Here is a 17,766-nt window from a genome sequence, read left to right as displayed (position 1 = left end):
ATATGATTGGCCAAATAATATTTATTTTTCCAAAACTGTTTTTAGGACCGATTGAGCATTGTTAGACACACTTTCACCACAGAACTCACTTAATACAACAATAAATTCCTCTAACTCTTGAATAGAAACATTGTTATTCATACTGATATTATAGTGAGCTGCTAATTGGCTATTAACACCGTTCATATTTGCTAATGCTGCAATCGTAGCAATTTCACGCTCTTTCCAAGTGAGCATATCGCGTTCAAAAATATCACCAAACAAATGTGCTTTTAGGTATTCATCAATTTGCGGAGAAAAATCGAATAGCGCGCCTTTTACTTCTGCACCAACAAGTTGTGTTTGGTTTTCAGCGCCAAATTCTAAGCTGGTTTTATCGTTAGGTAACGCGCTTGATTCTCGCCCTAAGGTATCAGTAATACCTTGGCTTTTACGTTCCTCCAACACCGTCATAAATGTTGCTAGTCCATTCAAACTGCGCGGAAACCCAGCATACGCATACAACTGAGCCAGCACTTCTTTTATCTCGTTGACCGTTAGGCCTGCGTCTAACCCATCATTAAGGCTTTGTGTTAGTTTTTCTATTTCACCACTCGCAGTAAAAGCAGAAATAGGAATAATAGCTCGCTCTTTGTCACTGAATATTTCTGATGCTGAAGCGATATTCGTTGTGCATAGCGTTGTCATAGTGAGCACCAATATTAATATTGATTTAACAGATTTGTTTAATGCTTTCATATCAAAATTCCATTATGTAACGGTGTTCTAATCCATAGAAGTTCTAGAAATATATTTATTAGCGTTCTGATTTCTACATTAATAATTTACATCGTTAACTGGCTCATTAATTTACTTTTTCGATCGTGACACGGTTTGTTTCTTTCGAAATAAAGCAATGAATCCCATCATCGATTTGACCTAATTTAATTAGCCCAGACGCGTAACCAAAGTCCTTATAAAAGATAACTAAATTTCCCCAAGGGGCGTAATAAGAGATGTCACCCGTTTTTGATTGAGTTCCAGAAGGTGCGCCTTCGCGAGTTAACTTATTCGGTAAGTAAGCAATTTTCTCTGTATTTGCGTAGTCTTGTAGATCTAATGTTAGAGGCAATTGACGAACAAAATCGTCTGTACTCGCACTGCTCTTCAATGTACCTAAAACACTGCAATCATCGAAAATAAAACGAATTTTCACCATATTTTCCTCCAATCCAGCGCTATTAACTTCTGCGTTTACAATGCAGGGGAACATCCAGGCACTACTCACCAAAACGCATCTCACCCACTGATTGAAACGGTACGCTTGTCTCATCGAGATTCCCTTTTCTCACTGAAAACTTAGCTCGGGCTACTTTAGTTGCATGTACTCTTGATCAGAGACTGGTTCGCACCATTCATTACTTGCGCCTTCAGCCGGTATTTCTATTGCAACATGTGAGAACCAACTGTCTTTAGCTGCGCCATGCCAATGCTTAGTACCTGAAGCGATATGCACGACATCGCCAACATTCAACTCTTGTGCTGGTTGGCCAAATTCTTGATACCAACCTCGCCCTCCTGTCGCTAACAGAATCTGCCCACCTTCATGATGAATATGCCAAAAATTGCGACACCCTGGTTCAAACGTTACGTTCGCCACGATAAGACCAGGCTGATTGAGCAACGCCAGATAACTCGTACCGGTAAAGTAATCCGCATACGCTTCATTCTTTTCACCAAACTCGAAAATGCCTCGACCTTGAAATACACCGGCTTGCAGTACATCAGGGATTTGAGTATTGCTTTTGTTATTCATCATGACTCCAAATAGTGTTCTTGAGTGCTTACAACTCACCAAACCATAGGTTCACTGTATTGCGCTTTGATAGATGACCGTTAGCCTATTCATTGCTAATACTTGCCCAATATTCCAAACCAATACAAAAGACAACCATACTTGAGGCCGGTTAGAAAAAACGGAATAAAAACTCATCTATACATAAGTAGTTGACTATTAAATAATAAAATTCATAACAGACAATTAACCCGCTCAAAAACCAACCAGAAAGATCACTCTCTGATCTCTTAACCTCGAAATAGACACTTGCCCAATATTCTTTACTTAAAGAAATGAACTGTTATAACTATGCTTAATGAAGTCGCTTAATTGACTCCGAAGAGGCGTTAACTACAAAGGCAGAAATCGCATGCCGTTAACCCCGAACCTGAGGCCAACCAGAGGAGAGCACTGACTTATGCAAGAAGTACCGTCAAACACTTCGTCAACCCTGGCCAGTGCAATAGAAAAGCTTGCCAAGCACATTGAGAAATGGGCAAATGGCGCGAACCAATATGACACAGAAATTCCAGGATTAAGGTTCAGTCGCTGGGCAACCCCAACACCACCGACAAGCTACACCCACAACCCAAGTATTTGCTTAATTGCTCAAGGGAGAAAGCGCGTGTTGTTGGGTGAAGATAGCTTTGTTTACGATGCGAACCACTTTTTGATCTCCTCTGTCGACTTGCCGATTATCGCCAATATCATTGAAGCCAGTGAAGATAAACCTTATTTAGGGGTGATTATGGAGCTGGATCTGACTGAAATATCTCAACTTATTGTCGATAGTGAACTGACGTTTAATCAAAGCAAAGAAGCACAAAAAGGCATAGCGGTTGGAGAGTTGTCGGAGCCATTACTTGACGCCTTTCTGCGTTTAATAGAGCTGCTGGATGAAGGACAAAGCATCAAAATTTTAGCGCCGATCATTAAGCGAGAGATTTTTTATCGACTGTTAATCACCGAACAGGGCGCTCGTCTTAATCAAATCGTGACTGCAGGAAGTCACAGCCATCAAATCGCGAAGGCCATTGATTGGTTGAAGAATAATTTCGTAAAGCCTTTGAGTGTCAGTGAGTTAGCCGCATACAGTGGCATGAGTAAATCGGCATTTTATACCCACTTTCGTTCTATGACATCTATGACGCCACTGCAATTTCAAAAGAAATTAAGACTCAGCGAAGCTCGGCGTTTAATGCTGACAGAAAACCTCGATGCCATGGCGACTACGTTTAAAGTGGGTTACGAAAGCCCTTCTCAATTTAGCCGTGAATACAGCCGTTTATTTGGTGCGCCACCATCCAAAGACATCAAGTCTTTGCGCGAGAGTATGGGTTAAGCTCGGAATATCCTAGGAAGAAGCTAGAAAGTGAAACCGTCAGCCTCGTACTGCCTCGAGGCTAACGGTTTTATTATTTGGGAGAGAATGAACGTCACCTGCATTTGCAAGCAAAACTGCGCAATATTGTTTATAACACCGCTTGTCGACTAGGCAAAAATACCTCACCCAACATACAGCGAACCGAGCCACCACCAATAGATTCTATGGTAGAAACATCGAATGGCAGCAATTTACCGTGCGTCGAAAGTTGATTTCTTTGTGCTGGAGAGAAAGCATCGTATGCCGATTGCGACATCGCAATGACTTTGTCTCCATTGATGGTTTCCAACTGAAGAATGTTGCCGCAGAAGTGGTTCATTTGCTCAATCGAAATAGAGATCACTTGTTTATCTTTAGCGAGAGATTTCATCACAAAACGACGCTCAAATTCTGGGATCACTTCGTCACAAATCACGCAGAACTGCTCACCCACAGCCATCATCACGTTGGTATGGTAAATAGGCGCACCAGATGGCAAACGAGTTTGGAAAGAGATCACTCGTTCATAGCCAATACGATCGGCGTAATCTTCTAAAACCAGACGATCACAACGTTGTGAGAGTGCGGCATAGACCGTTTTATTTAAGTGGTCAAAGACCATCACACCCGTGCTTTCTAAATACGCTTGCTCATCAAGATATTCAGTTAGGCTGCTACGTCGATGAACTTCTCGCCCAGCTTGCGCTAGTGCCGCCACAAGCGCATCGGGACGCACTTCTTTTTGACGGTTTTCACAGGCCATTGGAAAGGTGTACAACGTGCCATCTGGCGTAGTGCTAAACCAGTTGTTTGGAAATACCGCGTCTGGCGTCGCAACATCTGAAGCCGGATAATCAAACTCAACAACTTGAACGCCCTCTTGACGCAGCGTTGCTACCATACTCGCGAACTCGGCCATCACTCTACGCGAGACTTCTTCTTGGCTGAGTGACACTTTATGTTGGAACTCATTATCTTGTGCGGTTTCTTCATTAAAACGAAACTCTTTCGGTGGCACCATCACTACGCAGTTTGCGGTTTGGCGCTGAGCACTTTGCGTGCTTTCTTCTTTCCCATTAGCAAATTGGGTCACTGATTCGTGTAATAGCATCCAATACATTCCTTATCACTAGAATGAGGAGATTGTAAATTTATTGTTAACTTCAGTTTTGCTGTTTTCACAATTAATTTAATTATCTAGAAGTAATTTTCACTGAACTTAGCTTATTTCTCCCGAAATTTTATTGTCACTATGCAGGTTTAAGGTTTTATGGTATCGCGATGAACATGCGAAGAATTCATCATAAGAATCAGAACCATAGACAACCACACCCATAACCAACTAGTTACATTTAAAACACAATCGGTTAGACTATTTTTTCGCCCCACTCGTCAATCCGTCTGCTTTCTCGAGGAGCAGCCAAAAACTCTTATACACGCGGCTTCGTCCAAAGCTGCGTGAATCGATGGATTTAGCCACCCCAAATGGCACTGTTTTAACTTTAGGATGAGTTATGTTTAAACGATTTGAAGGCTTTACAGAGCCGTTCCCCAAATCCACACCAGATCAGCCTCCTTCAGGGATGCTCGCTTTTTTACGTTATTACACCCGCGGCTACGAAAAGCCTTTGATCATCATGTCTTTGATGGCCACGATTGTTGCTGTCGTTGAAGTTATGTTGTTTGGCGCGATGGGACAATTGGTTGATTGGTTGTCCACCAGCAATCCAGAAACGTTCTTGCAAGACAATAAAGCAGATTTGATTTTTTACGGAACCTTATTGTTGGTTGTCATGCCCATTTTGGTGATCGTGTATTCGTTGCTCGTTCACCAAACATTATTAGGCAACTATCCAATGTCTATCCGCTGGCTTGCACACCGGTATTTGCTCAATCAAAGCTTAAACTTCTATCAAGATGATTTTGCAGGCCGAGTTGCAACTAAAGTCATGCAAACGTCACTAGCTGTGCGTGAAACCGTCATGAAAGCTATGGATGTATTTGTTTATGTTACGGTTTACTTCACCAGCATGATCATTATGTTAGCGACGGCAGACTGGCGTTTGATGATCCCAATGATCGTCTGGCTGCTCGCTTACATCGCTATCCAAATCTATTTCGTTCCTAAGCTCAAAGACGTCGCTTCAGCGCAGGCCGATGCACGTTCGACAATGACAGGACGCATCGTCGACAGCTATACCAATATTCAAACCGTCAAACTGTTTTCTCATAGCCAGCGCGAAACCCAATATGCCGAGCAAGGGATGAAGGGATTTTTAAATACGGTCTATCGTCAAATGCGCCTAGTGACCGGCTTCGACGTTGCTGTAGAGATCTCAAACTATATTTTGGTCTTTTCCGTTGCTGCTTTATCGATTTACCTGTGGTTGGATAGTGCCATCAGCGTTGGCGCGATTGCGATTGCTGTTAGCCTTGCATTACGCGTAAATGGTATGTCGATGTGGATCATGTGGGAAGTTGGCGCCCTCTTTGAAAATATGGGAACCGTAGTCGATGGAATGAAAACGCTCTCTAAGCCTATTGATATTAAAGATAAACCAGGCGCAAAAGACTTAGTAGTCACTGAAGGTGGCATTCACTTTGATAACGTCAGCTTCCATTACGGTGAGAACAAAGGCGTGATTAGCCACCTCGATCTCAACATCAAACCAGGAGAGAAAGTCGGCTTGGTTGGGCGCTCCGGCGCCGGAAAATCAACTCTGGTGAACTTGTTACTTCGTTTCCACGATGTCGAAGACGGCAGCATTAAGATCGATGGACAGAACATCTCTGAAGTCACACAAGACTCTTTGCGTTCAAAGATCGGTATGGTGACCCAAGATACTTCTCTGCTACACCGCTCGATTCGCGACAATATTTTGTATGGCAACCCAGATGCGACAGAAGAAGATTTGCTGAAAGCCACTAAGCAAGCGCATGCCCATGAGTTTATTGAAACTCTGACCGATCCATTTGGTAATGTCGGATACGATGCGCAAGTTGGTGAACGTGGTGTGAAACTGTCTGGCGGCCAACGTCAGCGTATCGCAATATCTCGTGTGCTACTCAAAGATGCACCATTGCTGGTACTGGATGAAGCTACATCGGCTCTGGATTCAGAAGTCGAAGCAGCGATTCAGGAAAGCTTGAATGAATTAATGCAAGGAAAAACCGTTATTGCGATTGCGCACCGATTGTCGACCATCGCACAAATGGATCGCCTCATCGTGCTAGATAAAGGCAGTATTGTTGAACAAGGTTCTCACCAAGAGCTCATCGTGAACAACGGTATTTATGCCCAGCTTTGGGCCCATCAAACTGGCGGATTTATCGCTGAAGAGTTAGAAAATCAACACGTTTCTTAATTAGCGAGAAACCCAATAAAAACGGCGCATGAAGCGCCGTTTTTCATTTTTATTGATAATCCTATACTCATATAGCCATTATAGTTTCTCATATATGAAACACCCTCCATGATAAAGCTCACATTTTTTCTGCTAATATACCGCCTCGTTGCGTATCCATTGCAATGAACACAATACAGAGTTTTGAGCCGTCTTCATTTGTCATTTCACTTTTTGAGAAACAGCTATACTCAATAGATGGCTTAGTTATTAGATTAACAATAAGGTAATTAGCTTATGTGTAAATGTGGTTCAATGCAGATCGTACAACTCAAACCAAGTTGGGCTGACAAGCTATTCGGCTACTCAGAAAGATGGAAATGCCAACTTTGTTGTAAGATCTACCGCATCTAAAATTAAAAATAGAATCTTAGTTTTTCTAAGAAAAAGCAGTGGCCCGACAGTAATTGTCGGGTTTTGTTTTTCTGCACATCCATTTTTATCCCTTCGCAACACGGTCACTCATCACGGCAAAACCTAGCATCTCAATGTGACTTAGGTATAGAATCAGGCCCACTTATTTATTCCGATATTCACATATAACTGGTCACTATGAACAAAAGTTTGCTAACGAATGTCCTCGCTATCGCTTTGATGGCTGGAGGTCATCAATTACAAAACGACTACCTTTGGTATGCGGGGCTGTTTGCGTTCTCAGGCGCCATCACTAACTGGCTTGCCATCCACATGCTGTTTGAAAAAGTGCCTGGATTATACGGTTCTGGCGTGATCCCCGCGCGATTTGAAGAGTTTAAACTGGCTATCAAAAACTTGATGATGGAGCAGTTCTTTACCGAAGCGAACATCGATCGATTCTTGAACAAAGAAATGGCGGGCGGTGTAAACATCGATCTTCAACCTGTGATTGAGAAAGTGGATTTAAACCCAGCGTTTGACTCTTTGGTAGAAGTGATCGAAGGCTCTCAATTTGGCGGCATGCTAGCGATGTTTGGCGGCGCGGAGGCATTACAACCTATGCGGCAGCCTTTCGTCGAAAAGATGCAAGAATCCATTATTGAGTTGAGCAAGAGCGATAACATCAAAGAAGCACTGAAAGAGCAGTTCGAATCTCCTGCTATGATGGATGAGATAAAGCAAAACATTGAAGGCATCATTGATCAGCGCTTGAGCGAGTTAACACCCGCACTGGTCAAAGAAATGGTGCAAAAAATGATTAAAGAACACCTTGGCTGGCTAGTCGTTTGGGGCGGTGTTTTTGGCGGTTTAATTGGTGTTATCAGCACCTTTATCGGCGCATAGTCGCTCACCGATTTATCAAAAAGGAGCTTCGGCTCCTTTTTTGATCTTGAAAAAGTAATACGCCAAGTCACGTTAAATAACGGGGCTCAACGCATGCCTCGCCTAACCAAGGAGCTCAGGATTAACACCAAATCCTGTTTTATGTTCTTCAATTACCACTTCACTGCGAGTCTGGATTACGCCCGGAAGCGTGCCTAACTTACTCGACATAAACTCCTGATACGCTTTCATACTCTTAACACGAACCTTTATCATGGTATCGAAGTCCCCAGAGAGCGAATAACACTCTTCAATTTCCGGCATCAATTCGACGGCTTTCGCAAACTTTTCAAAAATGGAAAAACTGGTTTGGTCTAAGCGAATATGGATGAATACTTGCACATCCAACCCTAATTTTTCCGCATTCAGCTCAGCATGGTAGCCATTGATATACCCCTCTTTTTCTAGCCGCTTCACGCGGTCAGAACACGGCGAGGTCGTTAAGTTGATCTGCTTTGCGAGTTCAACAACTGGAATTCTGCCTCTTGAATGAAGCACTCTCAAAATGTGTAAATCAATCCGGTCCAATTGGTAACTCATTAACCACATCCTTGTAACCACTCAGGAAGCATCACATTAATCGTTGCTTAAACAATTGCAAACCATCAAATGCACAGCATGTGAAATTCAGCAGAGAATAATTAGAAAATAACTAAGGAAGAAAAGGGCTGTGATTACTGCCGCTCTCTCCATACCCGAGTATGAAGAACAAAAGTAATCTAGCGGCTCCCGTAGAGTCGCAAATTTGAAAGCGTGTGATACGCCTTTATAGATCTGGCGTGCGGGGCAAGCAAGCCGCCCTGTTTAGCTATTAATCATAGCTATCGCTCTGAATTAGAGAGCTGCCGACGTATGCCTGGTAGGATGAGGAATCACTTCTCCAATTGCACGATGATTACAGCATCGGCAGTAGTATTGTGGTTCCATCTCGTAGTAGTGTTCACCTGATACAAATTTCGCCATCAGCTGTGTAAAACTCACCACTTTACCTGTCAACGAATCAACGGGGTGTGGCTCGCAACGCTTCATGATCACTTTATGTTGCGTTGATTTTCTACAAGCTGCGCAATATATATCCGGCATTTCTCTTCTCCCTGTTTTTCAGTACTACTGACAATTGACATATTTTGTTCAAAATAATTCCACAATAAAAAAGCCCCTTTAATTTTTTGTGTCCTATCTTCAAAAAATTGGACGAAAGTATCAAAAAATTGAGACATTGGTCAGACCTCAACTTTTGTACCATTATTATGAACGAACGCGCTTATGTGTGTAATAATACGACACATCACACATAAGCAATTGTTGCTACTCGCTATTTCAATCTGCAATGATCAATTTTATGGCGTTTTAAATATGGCTTTCACTCACATTTTCGATTCAGGCATTACTTGGTTGTTTAAACATGCCTGATTTACAGTGTGAATCTGCAATTTCCACGATACTGACGCATCTCAAGGACGCACGATGACGCTTCAACCAACGCTCACGACACAAAGGCTTATTCTTCGCCCATTTCATCCGACAGACAGCGCAACAGTCGCACGACTCGCAGGAGACAAGAGCATTGCTGATATGACCGCAAACATTCCTCATCCCTATGAAGAGCCGATGGCACAAATTTGGATTAAGAGCCATGTTGGCGTATATCACCAACGTAGTGGGGTCATATATGCTATTACTCTACGTCAAAACGATGCGTTAATTGGTGCTGTTAGTTTGCTAAACATTTCTAAGGGAGTCGGCACATTAGGGTATTGGCTTGGTGTCGATTATTGGGGTAATGGGTTTGCTCAAGAATCGTCAATGGCTTTAATTCAGTTTGCCAGACCACATTTTGAGTTATCGGGCCTAAAAGCGATGCACTTGGTCGAAAACAGACAATCCCAATCAGTCATTCAAAAGTTGGGCATGACGTATATCGACAATCACATCATCAAAATGCAGGGAAAAGAACGAGAAGTCTGCATATACCAGCAAATATTTTCGCCTCAAGTAACCGTAGCAACCTCTCAAAATTAAGGCACTAAAAAACCAGCCTCTCAGCTGGTTTTATCTTTCACCTTGAAAGGCAAAAATACTAGTCTTGTGCGACTTTCACACGAATCTTGCTCTTGTGTACTGAAGACAGGTTTAGTGCCTCCAACGCCGCAACGGCTTCGGCTTCATCCGGCATGATCACAAAACCAAACCCTTTTGATAAACCCGTTTCTTGATCAAGCACGACGGTGCAAAGCTCAACTTTGCCGTAGTTTGAGAACAGAGTACGGATGTCTTGCTCTGTCGTCTCACGAGCTAAGTTTCTTACTAGAAGTTTCATATTAAACCATTTTATGTTTATAACGCCTCAATTCTCTCAGCTTCTCCCTTACAAACCAAGTGAATAATGTTCTTGCGAAGGCTAGATGTCTCTAAGTGTTTCTGTTTAAATGATTTTTAGTGATAACGCTCTGAGTCCTGCATTACGAAACGATTGGAGTATAAAAGCCTAGGAGATTCGACATGGAAACCAAACGTTTAAAGCTCATCCCAGCTTGCTTGGAACGTGCAGAAGAAGCACATCAGGCCGTTGTTCGTAGCCAAAAAACGCTTGAAGTTTACCTGCCATGGGTACCTCACGTGCTCACTTTAGAAGCGATGATTGCAGGGACAGAGAAAGCCATCGCAAACTTTGAAAACTTCGAAGAAGAGTTGCGCTACTACCTAATCGACAAGAAAAGCGATCGTTTACTCGGCGCCATTGGGTTAATGATCCATGATCAAGAGATACCGGCATTTGAGATTGGCTATTGGCTTGATGATCGCGCGGTAGGCTACGGTTATATCTCTGAGGCGGTAGCGGCGATTGAAAACTATGCATTCGAAGCGTTGGACGCGAAAAGAATCGCGATTTTAGCCGATGCGAATAACCGCAAAAGTCGTGCGGTTGCTGAGCGCTGTGGGTATGAGTTTGAAGGTGAGCTACGCAATGCTCGGCGTGCGCCTTCTGGCGAGCTAAGTAACACCGTTATTTACGCCAAAGTTCGTCGTGACTAATACACTCACAAAGAATAAAGCGACGTGACAGTCTGGCCTCAAGCAATCACCATTAACGTTTATTAAGTTCAGATAAAACAAAGCCCGCTGTATAAGCGGGCTTTGTGTTCGTAAAAGGAAGTAATTAGTCTAGTTCAACTAGTTTCTTCTCGTACGATTGATGTTGGTCTAATACGTCTTGCGCTGCACCGCCTGTCGCTTTGCTGATAACAACGATAGCAAGCGTAGAGAAGATGATGCCCGGTACGATTTCGTAGACATCAAACCAACCGCCAGTTAGCTGCTTCCAAACTACGATAGTGATACCACCAACAAGGATACCTGCTAGTGCGCCGTTACGGTTCATACCGCTCCAGTAAAGGCTAAGTACAACCGCAGGACCAAATGCAGCACCGAAGCCAGCCCAAGCGTAAGAAACAAGACCAAGTACTGAACTATCTGGTGTCATTGCTAGGAATAGCGCAACAAGCGAAATCACGATAACGCCGATACGGCCAATCATTACGATTTCTTCAGAAGACGCTTCTGGCTTGAATACTTGCTTGTAGAAATCTTCTGCAAGCGCTGAAGATGAAACAAGAAGCTGTGAGTCTGCTGTACTCATTACCGCCGCTAGGATTGCTGCTAACAACATACCCGCAACGACAGGGTGGAATACTGCGTTAACCAATAGCATGAAGATCTTCTCGCCATCTTCTAGTTGAGTGCCCGGATGACCCGTAACCCAAACCAGACCGACAAGACCAACAAGCATTGCACCAACCATAGATAGTGCAGTCCAAATCACAGCGATACGACGTGCAGTCGTTAGATCTTTGTTTGAACGAGACGCTTTAAAACGCGCTAGGATGTGTGGCTGACCAAAGTAACCAAGACCCCATGCCGCTAAAGAGATGATAGCAATCGCAGACAGTGGTTCGCCTTTGGCGTCATTCCATAGCGTTGCAAGTTCTGGGTTGATGTCATGCAGATCAGAAGTTAGCTGACCTAGACCACCGTCCATTACTGCAACAGGAACAATCATTAGCGCAGCCGCCATTAGCAAGCCTTGCACTAAGTCAGTCCAAGATACCGCAAGGAAACCACCGAATAGTGTGTAAGAAACCACACACACCGTACCGATGATAACAGCGTAGGTGTAATCTAGACCGAATACCGTCTCAAACAGTTTGCCCCCTGCGACCAAACCTGAGCTGGTGTAGAAAAGGAAAAATAGAAGAATGAAAAACGCAGAGATTGTCTGGATCAGTTTCGACTTATCGTTGAAGCGACGTGACAGGAACTCTGGCAACGTTAACGCGTCAGTTTGGATACTGTAGGTACGTAGGCGTTTTGCACTGATGAGCCAGTTTGCCCATGTACCAAGAAGTAGACCGCCGGCTAACCAGAAGGCCTCGATACCCGCAGCGTACGCATAGCCAGGCAAGCCTAGCAGCAACCAACCACTCATGTCTGAAGCACCTGCAGATAATGCAGCAGGCCACGGACCTAGGCTACGGCCACCTAGGAAGTAATCAGATGAATTGGAAGTCCTCTTATACGCGTAAACGCCAATAGCAACCATAATCAGTAAATACGCCACAAAAGTGGACGTGATAGCAAAGCTATTTTCTATCATTAGATAGTCCTCGTTATAATTATTTCCTTCCTTGCCTGCCCTGATATTTTACCGTCTCAGCAATACATCAGAGTATAAGAAACCAATCTGGACCGGCTCTCAGTCCAGTTATTCCAGATTGGTATCACAAGTCAGGTTAGTGAGTTTCGTTCCCCAACTCGAGTAGAGTCGCGTTACCACCCACCGCGGTAATATTTATCGTTCGAGTGCGCTCGGTAATGAAGCGCAACGAGAGATGAGGATCATGAGCCAATTTCGGTGACTCTAAATCCGTTTCAGAAACTAAGCCGACGATTGCACCGTCACGCTTAGCTAGTTGAAGATTGAGCGCATGCTCAACCTGTGAACGCCCAACATAACCCACACTACGTACATCGCTCTCAAGCAACGGGGCAGACGCATCGTACGCAACAACCTGGACTAAGTTAGATGGGAAGTTTGCCAACGCTACAGCTTGCTTAACCAGTTGGTTTAGCTCTGCATTGTCACTGCAAACGACCACACTGTTGCCTGCAATTAAGGCACAGGTGATCATTGCAAAAGCACTGTATAACGCATTATCAGCAGGCTCGATGTTGTTTTCACAAATCACCAAAGCCACACCGCGTCCTGCGGCATACAGTTCGTTAGTTTCCCCTGTAGGGCCAACTAACTGGTGAGTTTCTGCAAGAAGAGTTGATGCTTGTTGCAAGTGGTAAGAAACCACTTTGGCAACGGTAGACTGCTGCCCTTCTAATGCAGATTTAAATGCCAGAACATGCTCGCATTTGTAATCAAAATCAGTCAGATTCCACTGCTCCCACGCAGAGAATGCATCTTTAAAATAGGTGATCTGATGAACCATAATGCGACTCCTTATGCGTTTTCTGCTTGAGCAAGAAGATGTTGAGTAAAGCGGAATAGGTAGTGTGGACCACCAGCTTTCGGGCCAGTACCCGACAAGCCTTGACCACCAAACGGCTGTACGCCAACCACAGCACCAACTTGGTCTCGGTTGATGTAGCAGTTACCCACTCGAGCGTGTTTCTCAATCCAACGGTACGTGGTTTCGTTACGACTATGGATACCCATCGTCAAGCCAAAACCCGTCTTGTTGATCTGCGCAACCACGTTCGGTAATTCAGACGCTTTAAAGCGAACAATGTGCAAGATTGGACCAAATTGTTCTTCTTTCAGCACATCGATGCCCGAGATTTCAAACGCACTTGGTGAGACAAAGTCACCATGCTGGCACGATTCATCCAGCTGTAGCTGAGCGACTTTAGTCTGTGTTTTGCTCATTTGCTCAAGGTGAGCAAGGAGTTTTTGTTTTGCATTGCTGTCGATAACCGGACCAACATCCGTTTTGTGTAGGTAAGGTAAACCAACATGCAGCTCATTCATCGCACCTTGAATCAGGTTGATCATACGGTCTGCTACATCTTCTTGTACAAATAGAACACGAAGGGCAGAACAACGCTGACCTGCAGATGCAAACGCCGAACGAATCACATCACGCACCACCTGCTCTGGCAATGCAGTACTGTCCACGATCATTGCGTTTTGACCACCTGTTTCCGCAATAAACGGAACCGGTTTCGCGCTGCGCTCCGCGAGCGTGACGTTAATGCGTTGCGCCGTTGCCGTTGAGCCAGTGAATGCCACACCAGCAATGGCATCATGAGAAGTCAGTGCATGACCAATCTCAGCGCCGCGACCAGTAAGTAACTGAATCACACCAGCAGGGAAACCCGCATCAAGCATTAATTCAATAGCGCGAGCGGCAATTAAGCTCGTTTGCTCAGCAGGTTTTGCAACCACTGTGTTACCTGCAATCAGTGCTGCCGTTACCTGACCAAGGAAAATAGCCAGCGGGAAGTTCCAAGGGCTGATACACACAAACACACCAAGACCTTCACGGCTAGAAATGCGTTTCACACCGTCAAAACCTTCTAGCTCAAATGGCTGTAGGTTTTGCGCTTGTTTCGCGTAATAACGACAGAAATCCACTGCTTCACGAACTTCATCAATACTATCGTGAATCGTCTTGCCCGCTTCTTTGTGACAAATCGCCACCAGCTCAGCCAGATTTTCTTCCATTAAGTCAGCAAGCTTTTCTAAACAAGCCGCTTTTTGCTCAACAGGAACACCTTTCCAATCAGAGAAAGCAGTTTGCGCCGCATCAATTGCAGCGGAAACATGATCAAGAGTTGCAAATGCCACCTTGCCGACTTCAATTCGGCGATCGTACGGTGCGGTGATGATCTCAGCCGCATTTTCCTTGATCATGCTTTCGGCAAAACGCTCACCATTGATCATCGGGCCTGCAACCCACTGATTGTCCATGAAGCTTTCTACTTGCGCTTCAAATGGCTTCGCCTCACTGTCTATATCAATGTTGACGCCGTATGAGTTCTTACGCTCAGGGAAGATGTCGGCAGGTAATGGGATCTTGTCGTTGTGTAGCGTGTCAAAACCCGTCAACACATCAACAGGGTGATGAGTCAACTCGTAAATCGGACAACGCGCATCAACCAATCGATGTACAAAAGAGCTGTTCGCGCCATTTTCAAGCAGACGACGAACCAAGTACGGAAGAAGATCAGCATGGCTACCGACAGGAGCGTAAATACGTACTGGCTGACCATACATTTCCATAACATGGTTATACAGTGAATCACCCATACCATGTAGACGCTGGAACTCGTACTCTTTGTGCTCAGCCATAACGGCGATTGCCGTCACCGTGTGAGCATTGTGGCTTGCAAATTGCGGATAGATATTACCGCGAACACCTTCGCTAAGTAGGAAACGAGCACAAGCTAGGTACGCAACGTCCGTCGCTTCTTTGCGAGTGTATACCGGGTAATTAGCGTAACCCGCTTGTTGAGACCACTTGATTTCGCTGTCCCAGTACGCGCCTTTAACCAAACGCAGCGGAATAAGGTCACCCTGCTCTTTTGCGAGTGCGTTTAGCCACACCAAGACTGGTAGAGCACGTTTTGAGTAGGCTTGAATAACCAAACCAAACTTGCCCCAACCTTTCACAAGATCGCTACGGTACACTTTCTCAAATAGCTTCAGAGAAAGCTCAAGACGATCCGCTTCTTCTGCATCGATTGTGATTGCAACGTCGACTTCAATTGCACGTTTCAATAGCTGCATTAGTGAGTCATACAACTCTGTCATTACACGTTCTTCATTTGCGACTTCGTAGCGCGGGTGTAATGCAGAAAGCTTGATGGAAATCGAAGGCGCAGGACTAGTGTCATTGCCGTAAGTCTCTCGACCTACCGCTTCGATCGCCATTAGGTAATCTTTGAAGTACTTGTTCGCGTCCGCTGTAGTTAACGCCGCCTCACCTAACATATCAAATGAGTAGGTGAAACCTTTGTCGCGCATTGGGCGACCGTTCTTCTGCGCTTCTTCGATCGTACGACCACGAACAAACTGGTGACCCATGATCTTCATTGCCTGATACATGGCTTTACGAATCACAGGCTCAGAGAATTTATTTACCAGACGGTTTACAGCCTGACCAGGGCTCTGGGTGCCTTGCTCACCAAGGCCAACCACTTTACCTGTTAGCATAAGTCCCCATGTTGATGCGTTAACAAACACAGAGTCAGAGTTTTTCAGGTGAGATTTCCAGTCTGCGACGCTCAACTTATCTTTAATCAAAGAATCTGCTGTCGCGGCATCTGGGATGCGCATTAATGCTTCTGCAAGACACATCAGCAAGATACCTTCTTGAGTATCTAAGCTGTATTCCAACAATAAAGCATCAATCATCTGGATTGACTTCTTATCGGCACGAATGGCTTCGATAAGTTGGGTCGTTTGGGTAGTGATCGCCGATTTTTCATCCTCTGTCGGCGTCGCTAGTGGCAATAGTTGCTCTAGCCATTGAGACTCGTCCACCATATACAATGGCGAGATCAGTGACCACAACTTATCAAGCGGCTGCCCGATAAATTCCGGTGTCAACACGTTCGTAGCTGTAAACATGTGTGTTCCTCAATCTCACTCCTCGAAAACCGCTTCGAGGATTATCAATGGCTGGCAGTGTATTTTGAGGCCGATAAGAATACTTGTCAAAAACTACGACATTTTTGCCAAAAACTCGCTTTTATAACAAAACATCCACATAGTCACATTCAAATAGGTAATATTTTGTGTTGTAAATTTTAATTTTTTCATTGCAATCACAACAAAATGTCATGAATATCAATAAGATTTTTGTGAAGCGTTCGTTCTAAGAGAAAATGTAGGATCAAGTGGCATATCAGTCACACCAAAGGACAGAGAATTTAACAAAACGAGAGATAGGTCACGTGAATAAAACACAAAAAAACCATGCACATTGCATGGCTTTTTTCTGATTGCTGCTAATTTGACCTAAAAATACGCGTTGTTATCCAACTTGTTTTTTATAACGGGATGGCGATATTCCCTGTAAGCGAGTAAAAGTATGAGTAAACGTACTCTGGCTTGAGAAACCAGTGAATTCGGCAATTTGCCCTAAAGAAAGGTGGCCTTGCTCGATTAATTCACGAGCCATGTCGATACGCTTTCCGAGAACATATTGATGAGGTGTAATCCCCATCTGCTCCTTAAACAAGCAATGGAACTGACTTTCCCCAAGAAACACTCGTCCCGCTAACTGAGCCACACTGATTTTATGGCTAAGGTGCTGCTCGATGTAGCGATCAATCGCCTCCAAATCAAAGCGTGACTCTTTTCGGCTAGTCTCAAATGCCGAGATATGGCGCTGCATTAATGCAATCACGGTATCGTTACACGCGCGACTTAACAGCAGGTCGTCCGGATGGTTTCGCATTTCCTGAACCAACATCTGTATCAGCTTCTGAATTTGACCGTCTAACTGAAAGTAGACATGGTCTCTCTCCAGATTATTGATTTTCTGCAGCATTTCAGGATCATCATTTGTCGGTTTTGGCATATTCAACACCAAAATATCCGATTGGTTAATAACGCCACCGAAAGCATGATCAGAGCATGCGGTTACCACACAACCTTGACCAGGACCGACAAGATTACCTCGTCCACGCACTTCAAATTCGGCTTGTCCTTTTAAACCAATCACGATCTGTGTGTAGGAATGATCATGGCAATCCATATAAGACGGAAGTGTGATCAGTTCTGCTGGCTTAGGCAGCATAATCTCTTGATATGGCGGGGCTTTGGGGTTATCTGAATCACTCATTTTAAACAGTCGTCTTTACACGGT

Annotated in this window: 16 protein-coding genes; 5 read left to right on the top strand and 11 right to left on the bottom strand. The window is 44.3% G+C overall.

The features are described 5' to 3' along the window. Nucleotides 1-21 precede the first annotated feature (21 nt). The 3 genes from NL645_RS14695 to NL645_RS14685 all read right to left on the bottom strand — a co-directional run bounded on the left by NL645_RS14695 (nucleotide 22) and on the right by NL645_RS14685 (nucleotide 1,798). Entirely contained in the window at nucleotides 22-738 is a 717-nt protein-coding gene (locus NL645_RS14695; protein WP_253651914.1) for a carboxymuconolactone decarboxylase family protein, read from the bottom strand. A gap of 106 nt (nucleotides 739-844) precedes the next feature. Then, nucleotides 845-1,198: a cyclophilin-like fold protein gene (locus tag NL645_RS14690; protein WP_225461427.1), complete on the bottom strand. Its 354-nt coding sequence runs from the start codon at nucleotides 1,196-1,198 to the stop codon at nucleotides 845-847. A 150-nt stretch (nucleotides 1,199-1,348) separates the two neighbouring features. Beyond that, nucleotides 1,349-1,798: a cupin domain-containing protein gene (locus NL645_RS14685; protein ID WP_114322690.1), complete on the bottom strand. Its 450-nt coding sequence runs from the start codon at nucleotides 1,796-1,798 to the stop codon at nucleotides 1,349-1,351. Nucleotides 1,799-2,234: 436 nt separating this feature from the next. Between NL645_RS14685 and NL645_RS14680 the strand changes: the two genes are divergently transcribed. Continuing rightward, nucleotides 2,235-3,158, top strand: a complete 924-nt coding sequence (locus NL645_RS14680; protein ID WP_005392187.1) for an AraC family transcriptional regulator — start codon at nucleotides 2,235-2,237, stop codon at nucleotides 3,156-3,158. A gap of 130 nt (nucleotides 3,159-3,288) precedes the next feature. Here the strand turns inward: NL645_RS14680 and NL645_RS14675 are convergent, their stop codons facing one another. Further along, nucleotides 3,289-4,290, bottom strand: a complete 1,002-nt coding sequence (locus tag NL645_RS14675; protein WP_253644173.1) for an arginine deiminase-related protein — start codon at nucleotides 4,288-4,290, stop codon at nucleotides 3,289-3,291. A 403-nt stretch (nucleotides 4,291-4,693) separates the two neighbouring features. Here NL645_RS14675 and NL645_RS14670 point away from each other — a divergent pair, with 403 nt between their 5' ends. After that, nucleotides 4,694-6,544 carry an ABC transporter ATP-binding protein gene (locus NL645_RS14670; RefSeq protein WP_253651913.1) on the top strand — a complete coding sequence of 617 codons (1,851 nt, stop codon included), beginning with the start codon at nucleotides 4,694-4,696 and terminating at the stop codon, nucleotides 6,542-6,544. A gap of 591 nt (nucleotides 6,545-7,135) precedes the next feature. Then, nucleotides 7,136-7,843: a DUF445 domain-containing protein gene (locus NL645_RS14665; protein WP_005392172.1), complete on the top strand. Its 708-nt coding sequence runs from the start codon at nucleotides 7,136-7,138 to the stop codon at nucleotides 7,841-7,843. A 102-nt stretch (nucleotides 7,844-7,945) separates the two neighbouring features. On the opposite strand, the gene NL645_RS14660 is transcribed toward NL645_RS14665, so the two are convergent. Next, nucleotides 7,946-8,422 (bottom strand): Lrp/AsnC family transcriptional regulator, encoded by a 477-nt coding sequence (locus tag NL645_RS14660; RefSeq protein ID WP_006740877.1) that lies wholly within the window; start codon nucleotides 8,420-8,422, stop codon nucleotides 7,946-7,948. 294 nt (nucleotides 8,423-8,716) lie between these two features. Continuing rightward, on the bottom strand, nucleotides 8,717-8,965 hold the full coding sequence (locus NL645_RS14655) for a hypothetical protein (protein ID WP_253651912.1): 249 nt from the start codon (nucleotides 8,963-8,965) through the stop codon (nucleotides 8,717-8,719). 384 nt (nucleotides 8,966-9,349) lie between these two features. Here NL645_RS14655 and NL645_RS14650 point away from each other — a divergent pair, with 384 nt between their 5' ends. Then, complete coding sequence (locus NL645_RS14650) at nucleotides 9,350-9,904, top strand: GNAT family N-acetyltransferase (protein WP_253651911.1); 555 nt, start codon at nucleotides 9,350-9,352, stop codon at nucleotides 9,902-9,904. A 58-nt stretch (nucleotides 9,905-9,962) separates the two neighbouring features. On the opposite strand, the gene NL645_RS14645 is transcribed toward NL645_RS14650, so the two are convergent. Further along, nucleotides 9,963-10,202 (bottom strand): RNA-binding protein, encoded by a 240-nt coding sequence (locus NL645_RS14645; RefSeq protein WP_005392166.1) that lies wholly within the window; start codon nucleotides 10,200-10,202, stop codon nucleotides 9,963-9,965. Between the two features lie 182 nt (nucleotides 10,203-10,384). Here NL645_RS14645 and NL645_RS14640 point away from each other — a divergent pair, with 182 nt between their 5' ends. Next, nucleotides 10,385-10,918 carry a GNAT family N-acetyltransferase gene (locus tag NL645_RS14640; protein ID WP_253651910.1) on the top strand — a complete coding sequence of 178 codons (534 nt, stop codon included), beginning with the start codon at nucleotides 10,385-10,387 and terminating at the stop codon, nucleotides 10,916-10,918. Nucleotides 10,919-11,042: 124 nt separating this feature from the next. Here NL645_RS14640 and putP read toward each other — a convergent pair whose 3' ends face one another. From putP to NL645_RS14620, 4 genes are all read right to left on the bottom strand, one after another. Then, the gene (gene putP, locus NL645_RS14635) at nucleotides 11,043-12,536 is read right to left on the bottom strand and encodes a sodium/proline symporter PutP (protein WP_005392162.1); all 1,494 of its coding nucleotides are present in this window, start codon (nucleotides 12,534-12,536) and stop codon (nucleotides 11,043-11,045) included. Nucleotides 12,537-12,672: 136 nt separating this feature from the next. Further along, nucleotides 12,673-13,380, bottom strand: a complete 708-nt coding sequence (locus NL645_RS14630) for a 1-pyrroline-5-carboxylate dehydrogenase (RefSeq protein ID WP_006740880.1) — start codon at nucleotides 13,378-13,380, stop codon at nucleotides 12,673-12,675. Between the two features lie 11 nt (nucleotides 13,381-13,391). After that, nucleotides 13,392-16,523 (bottom strand): bifunctional proline dehydrogenase/L-glutamate gamma-semialdehyde dehydrogenase PutA, encoded by a 3,132-nt coding sequence (putA, locus tag NL645_RS14625; RefSeq protein WP_006740881.1) that lies wholly within the window; start codon nucleotides 16,521-16,523, stop codon nucleotides 13,392-13,394. Between the two features lie 406 nt (nucleotides 16,524-16,929). Further along, on the bottom strand, nucleotides 16,930-17,742 hold the full coding sequence (locus NL645_RS14620) for an AraC family transcriptional regulator (RefSeq protein ID WP_006740882.1): 813 nt from the start codon (nucleotides 17,740-17,742) through the stop codon (nucleotides 16,930-16,932). Nucleotides 17,743-17,766: the final 24 nt, after the last annotated feature.

This window comes from Vibrio sp. Y51_MX_L26 (assembly GCF_024181935.1).
In the GTDB taxonomy this organism is placed as follows: Bacteria; Pseudomonadota; Gammaproteobacteria; order Enterobacterales; family Vibrionaceae; genus Vibrio; species Vibrio diabolicus.
This window is presented reverse-complemented; position numbering and strand designations above follow the sequence as displayed.

Bases quoted from the DNA above. Each gene is read 5' to 3' on its own strand.
- NL645_RS14695 (WP_253651914.1), bottom strand. From the start codon at position 738: ATGAAAGCATTAAACAAATCTGTTAAATCAATATTAATATTGGTGCTC.
- NL645_RS14690 (WP_225461427.1), bottom strand. From the start codon at position 1,198: ATGGTGAAAATTCGTTTTATTTTCGATGATTGCAGTGTTTTAGGTACA.
- NL645_RS14685 (WP_114322690.1), bottom strand. From the start codon at position 1,798: ATGATGAATAACAAAAGCAATACTCAAATCCCTGATGTACTGCAAGCC.
- NL645_RS14680 (WP_005392187.1), top strand. From the start codon at position 2,235: ATGCAAGAAGTACCGTCAAACACTTCGTCAACCCTGGCCAGTGCAATA.
- NL645_RS14675 (WP_253644173.1), bottom strand. From the start codon at position 4,290: ATGCTATTACACGAATCAGTGACCCAATTTGCTAATGGGAAAGAAGAA.
- NL645_RS14670 (WP_253651913.1), top strand. From the start codon at position 4,694: ATGTTTAAACGATTTGAAGGCTTTACAGAGCCGTTCCCCAAATCCACA.
- NL645_RS14665 (WP_005392172.1), top strand. From the start codon at position 7,136: ATGAACAAAAGTTTGCTAACGAATGTCCTCGCTATCGCTTTGATGGCT.
- NL645_RS14660 (WP_006740877.1), bottom strand. From the start codon at position 8,422: ATGAGTTACCAATTGGACCGGATTGATTTACACATTTTGAGAGTGCTT.
- NL645_RS14655 (WP_253651912.1), bottom strand. From the start codon at position 8,965: ATGCCGGATATATATTGCGCAGCTTGTAGAAAATCAACGCAACATAAA.
- NL645_RS14650 (WP_253651911.1), top strand. From the start codon at position 9,350: ATGACGCTTCAACCAACGCTCACGACACAAAGGCTTATTCTTCGCCCA.
- NL645_RS14645 (WP_005392166.1), bottom strand. From the start codon at position 10,202: ATGAAACTTCTAGTAAGAAACTTAGCTCGTGAGACGACAGAGCAAGAC.
- NL645_RS14640 (WP_253651910.1), top strand. From the start codon at position 10,385: ATGGAAACCAAACGTTTAAAGCTCATCCCAGCTTGCTTGGAACGTGCA.
- putP (WP_005392162.1), bottom strand. From the start codon at position 12,536: ATGATAGAAAATAGCTTTGCTATCACGTCCACTTTTGTGGCGTATTTA.
- NL645_RS14630 (WP_006740880.1), bottom strand. From the start codon at position 13,380: ATGGTTCATCAGATCACCTATTTTAAAGATGCATTCTCTGCGTGGGAG.
- putA (WP_006740881.1), bottom strand. From the start codon at position 16,523: ATGTTTACAGCTACGAACGTGTTGACACCGGAATTTATCGGGCAGCCG.
- NL645_RS14620 (WP_006740882.1), bottom strand. From the start codon at position 17,742: ATGAGTGATTCAGATAACCCCAAAGCCCCGCCATATCAAGAGATTATG.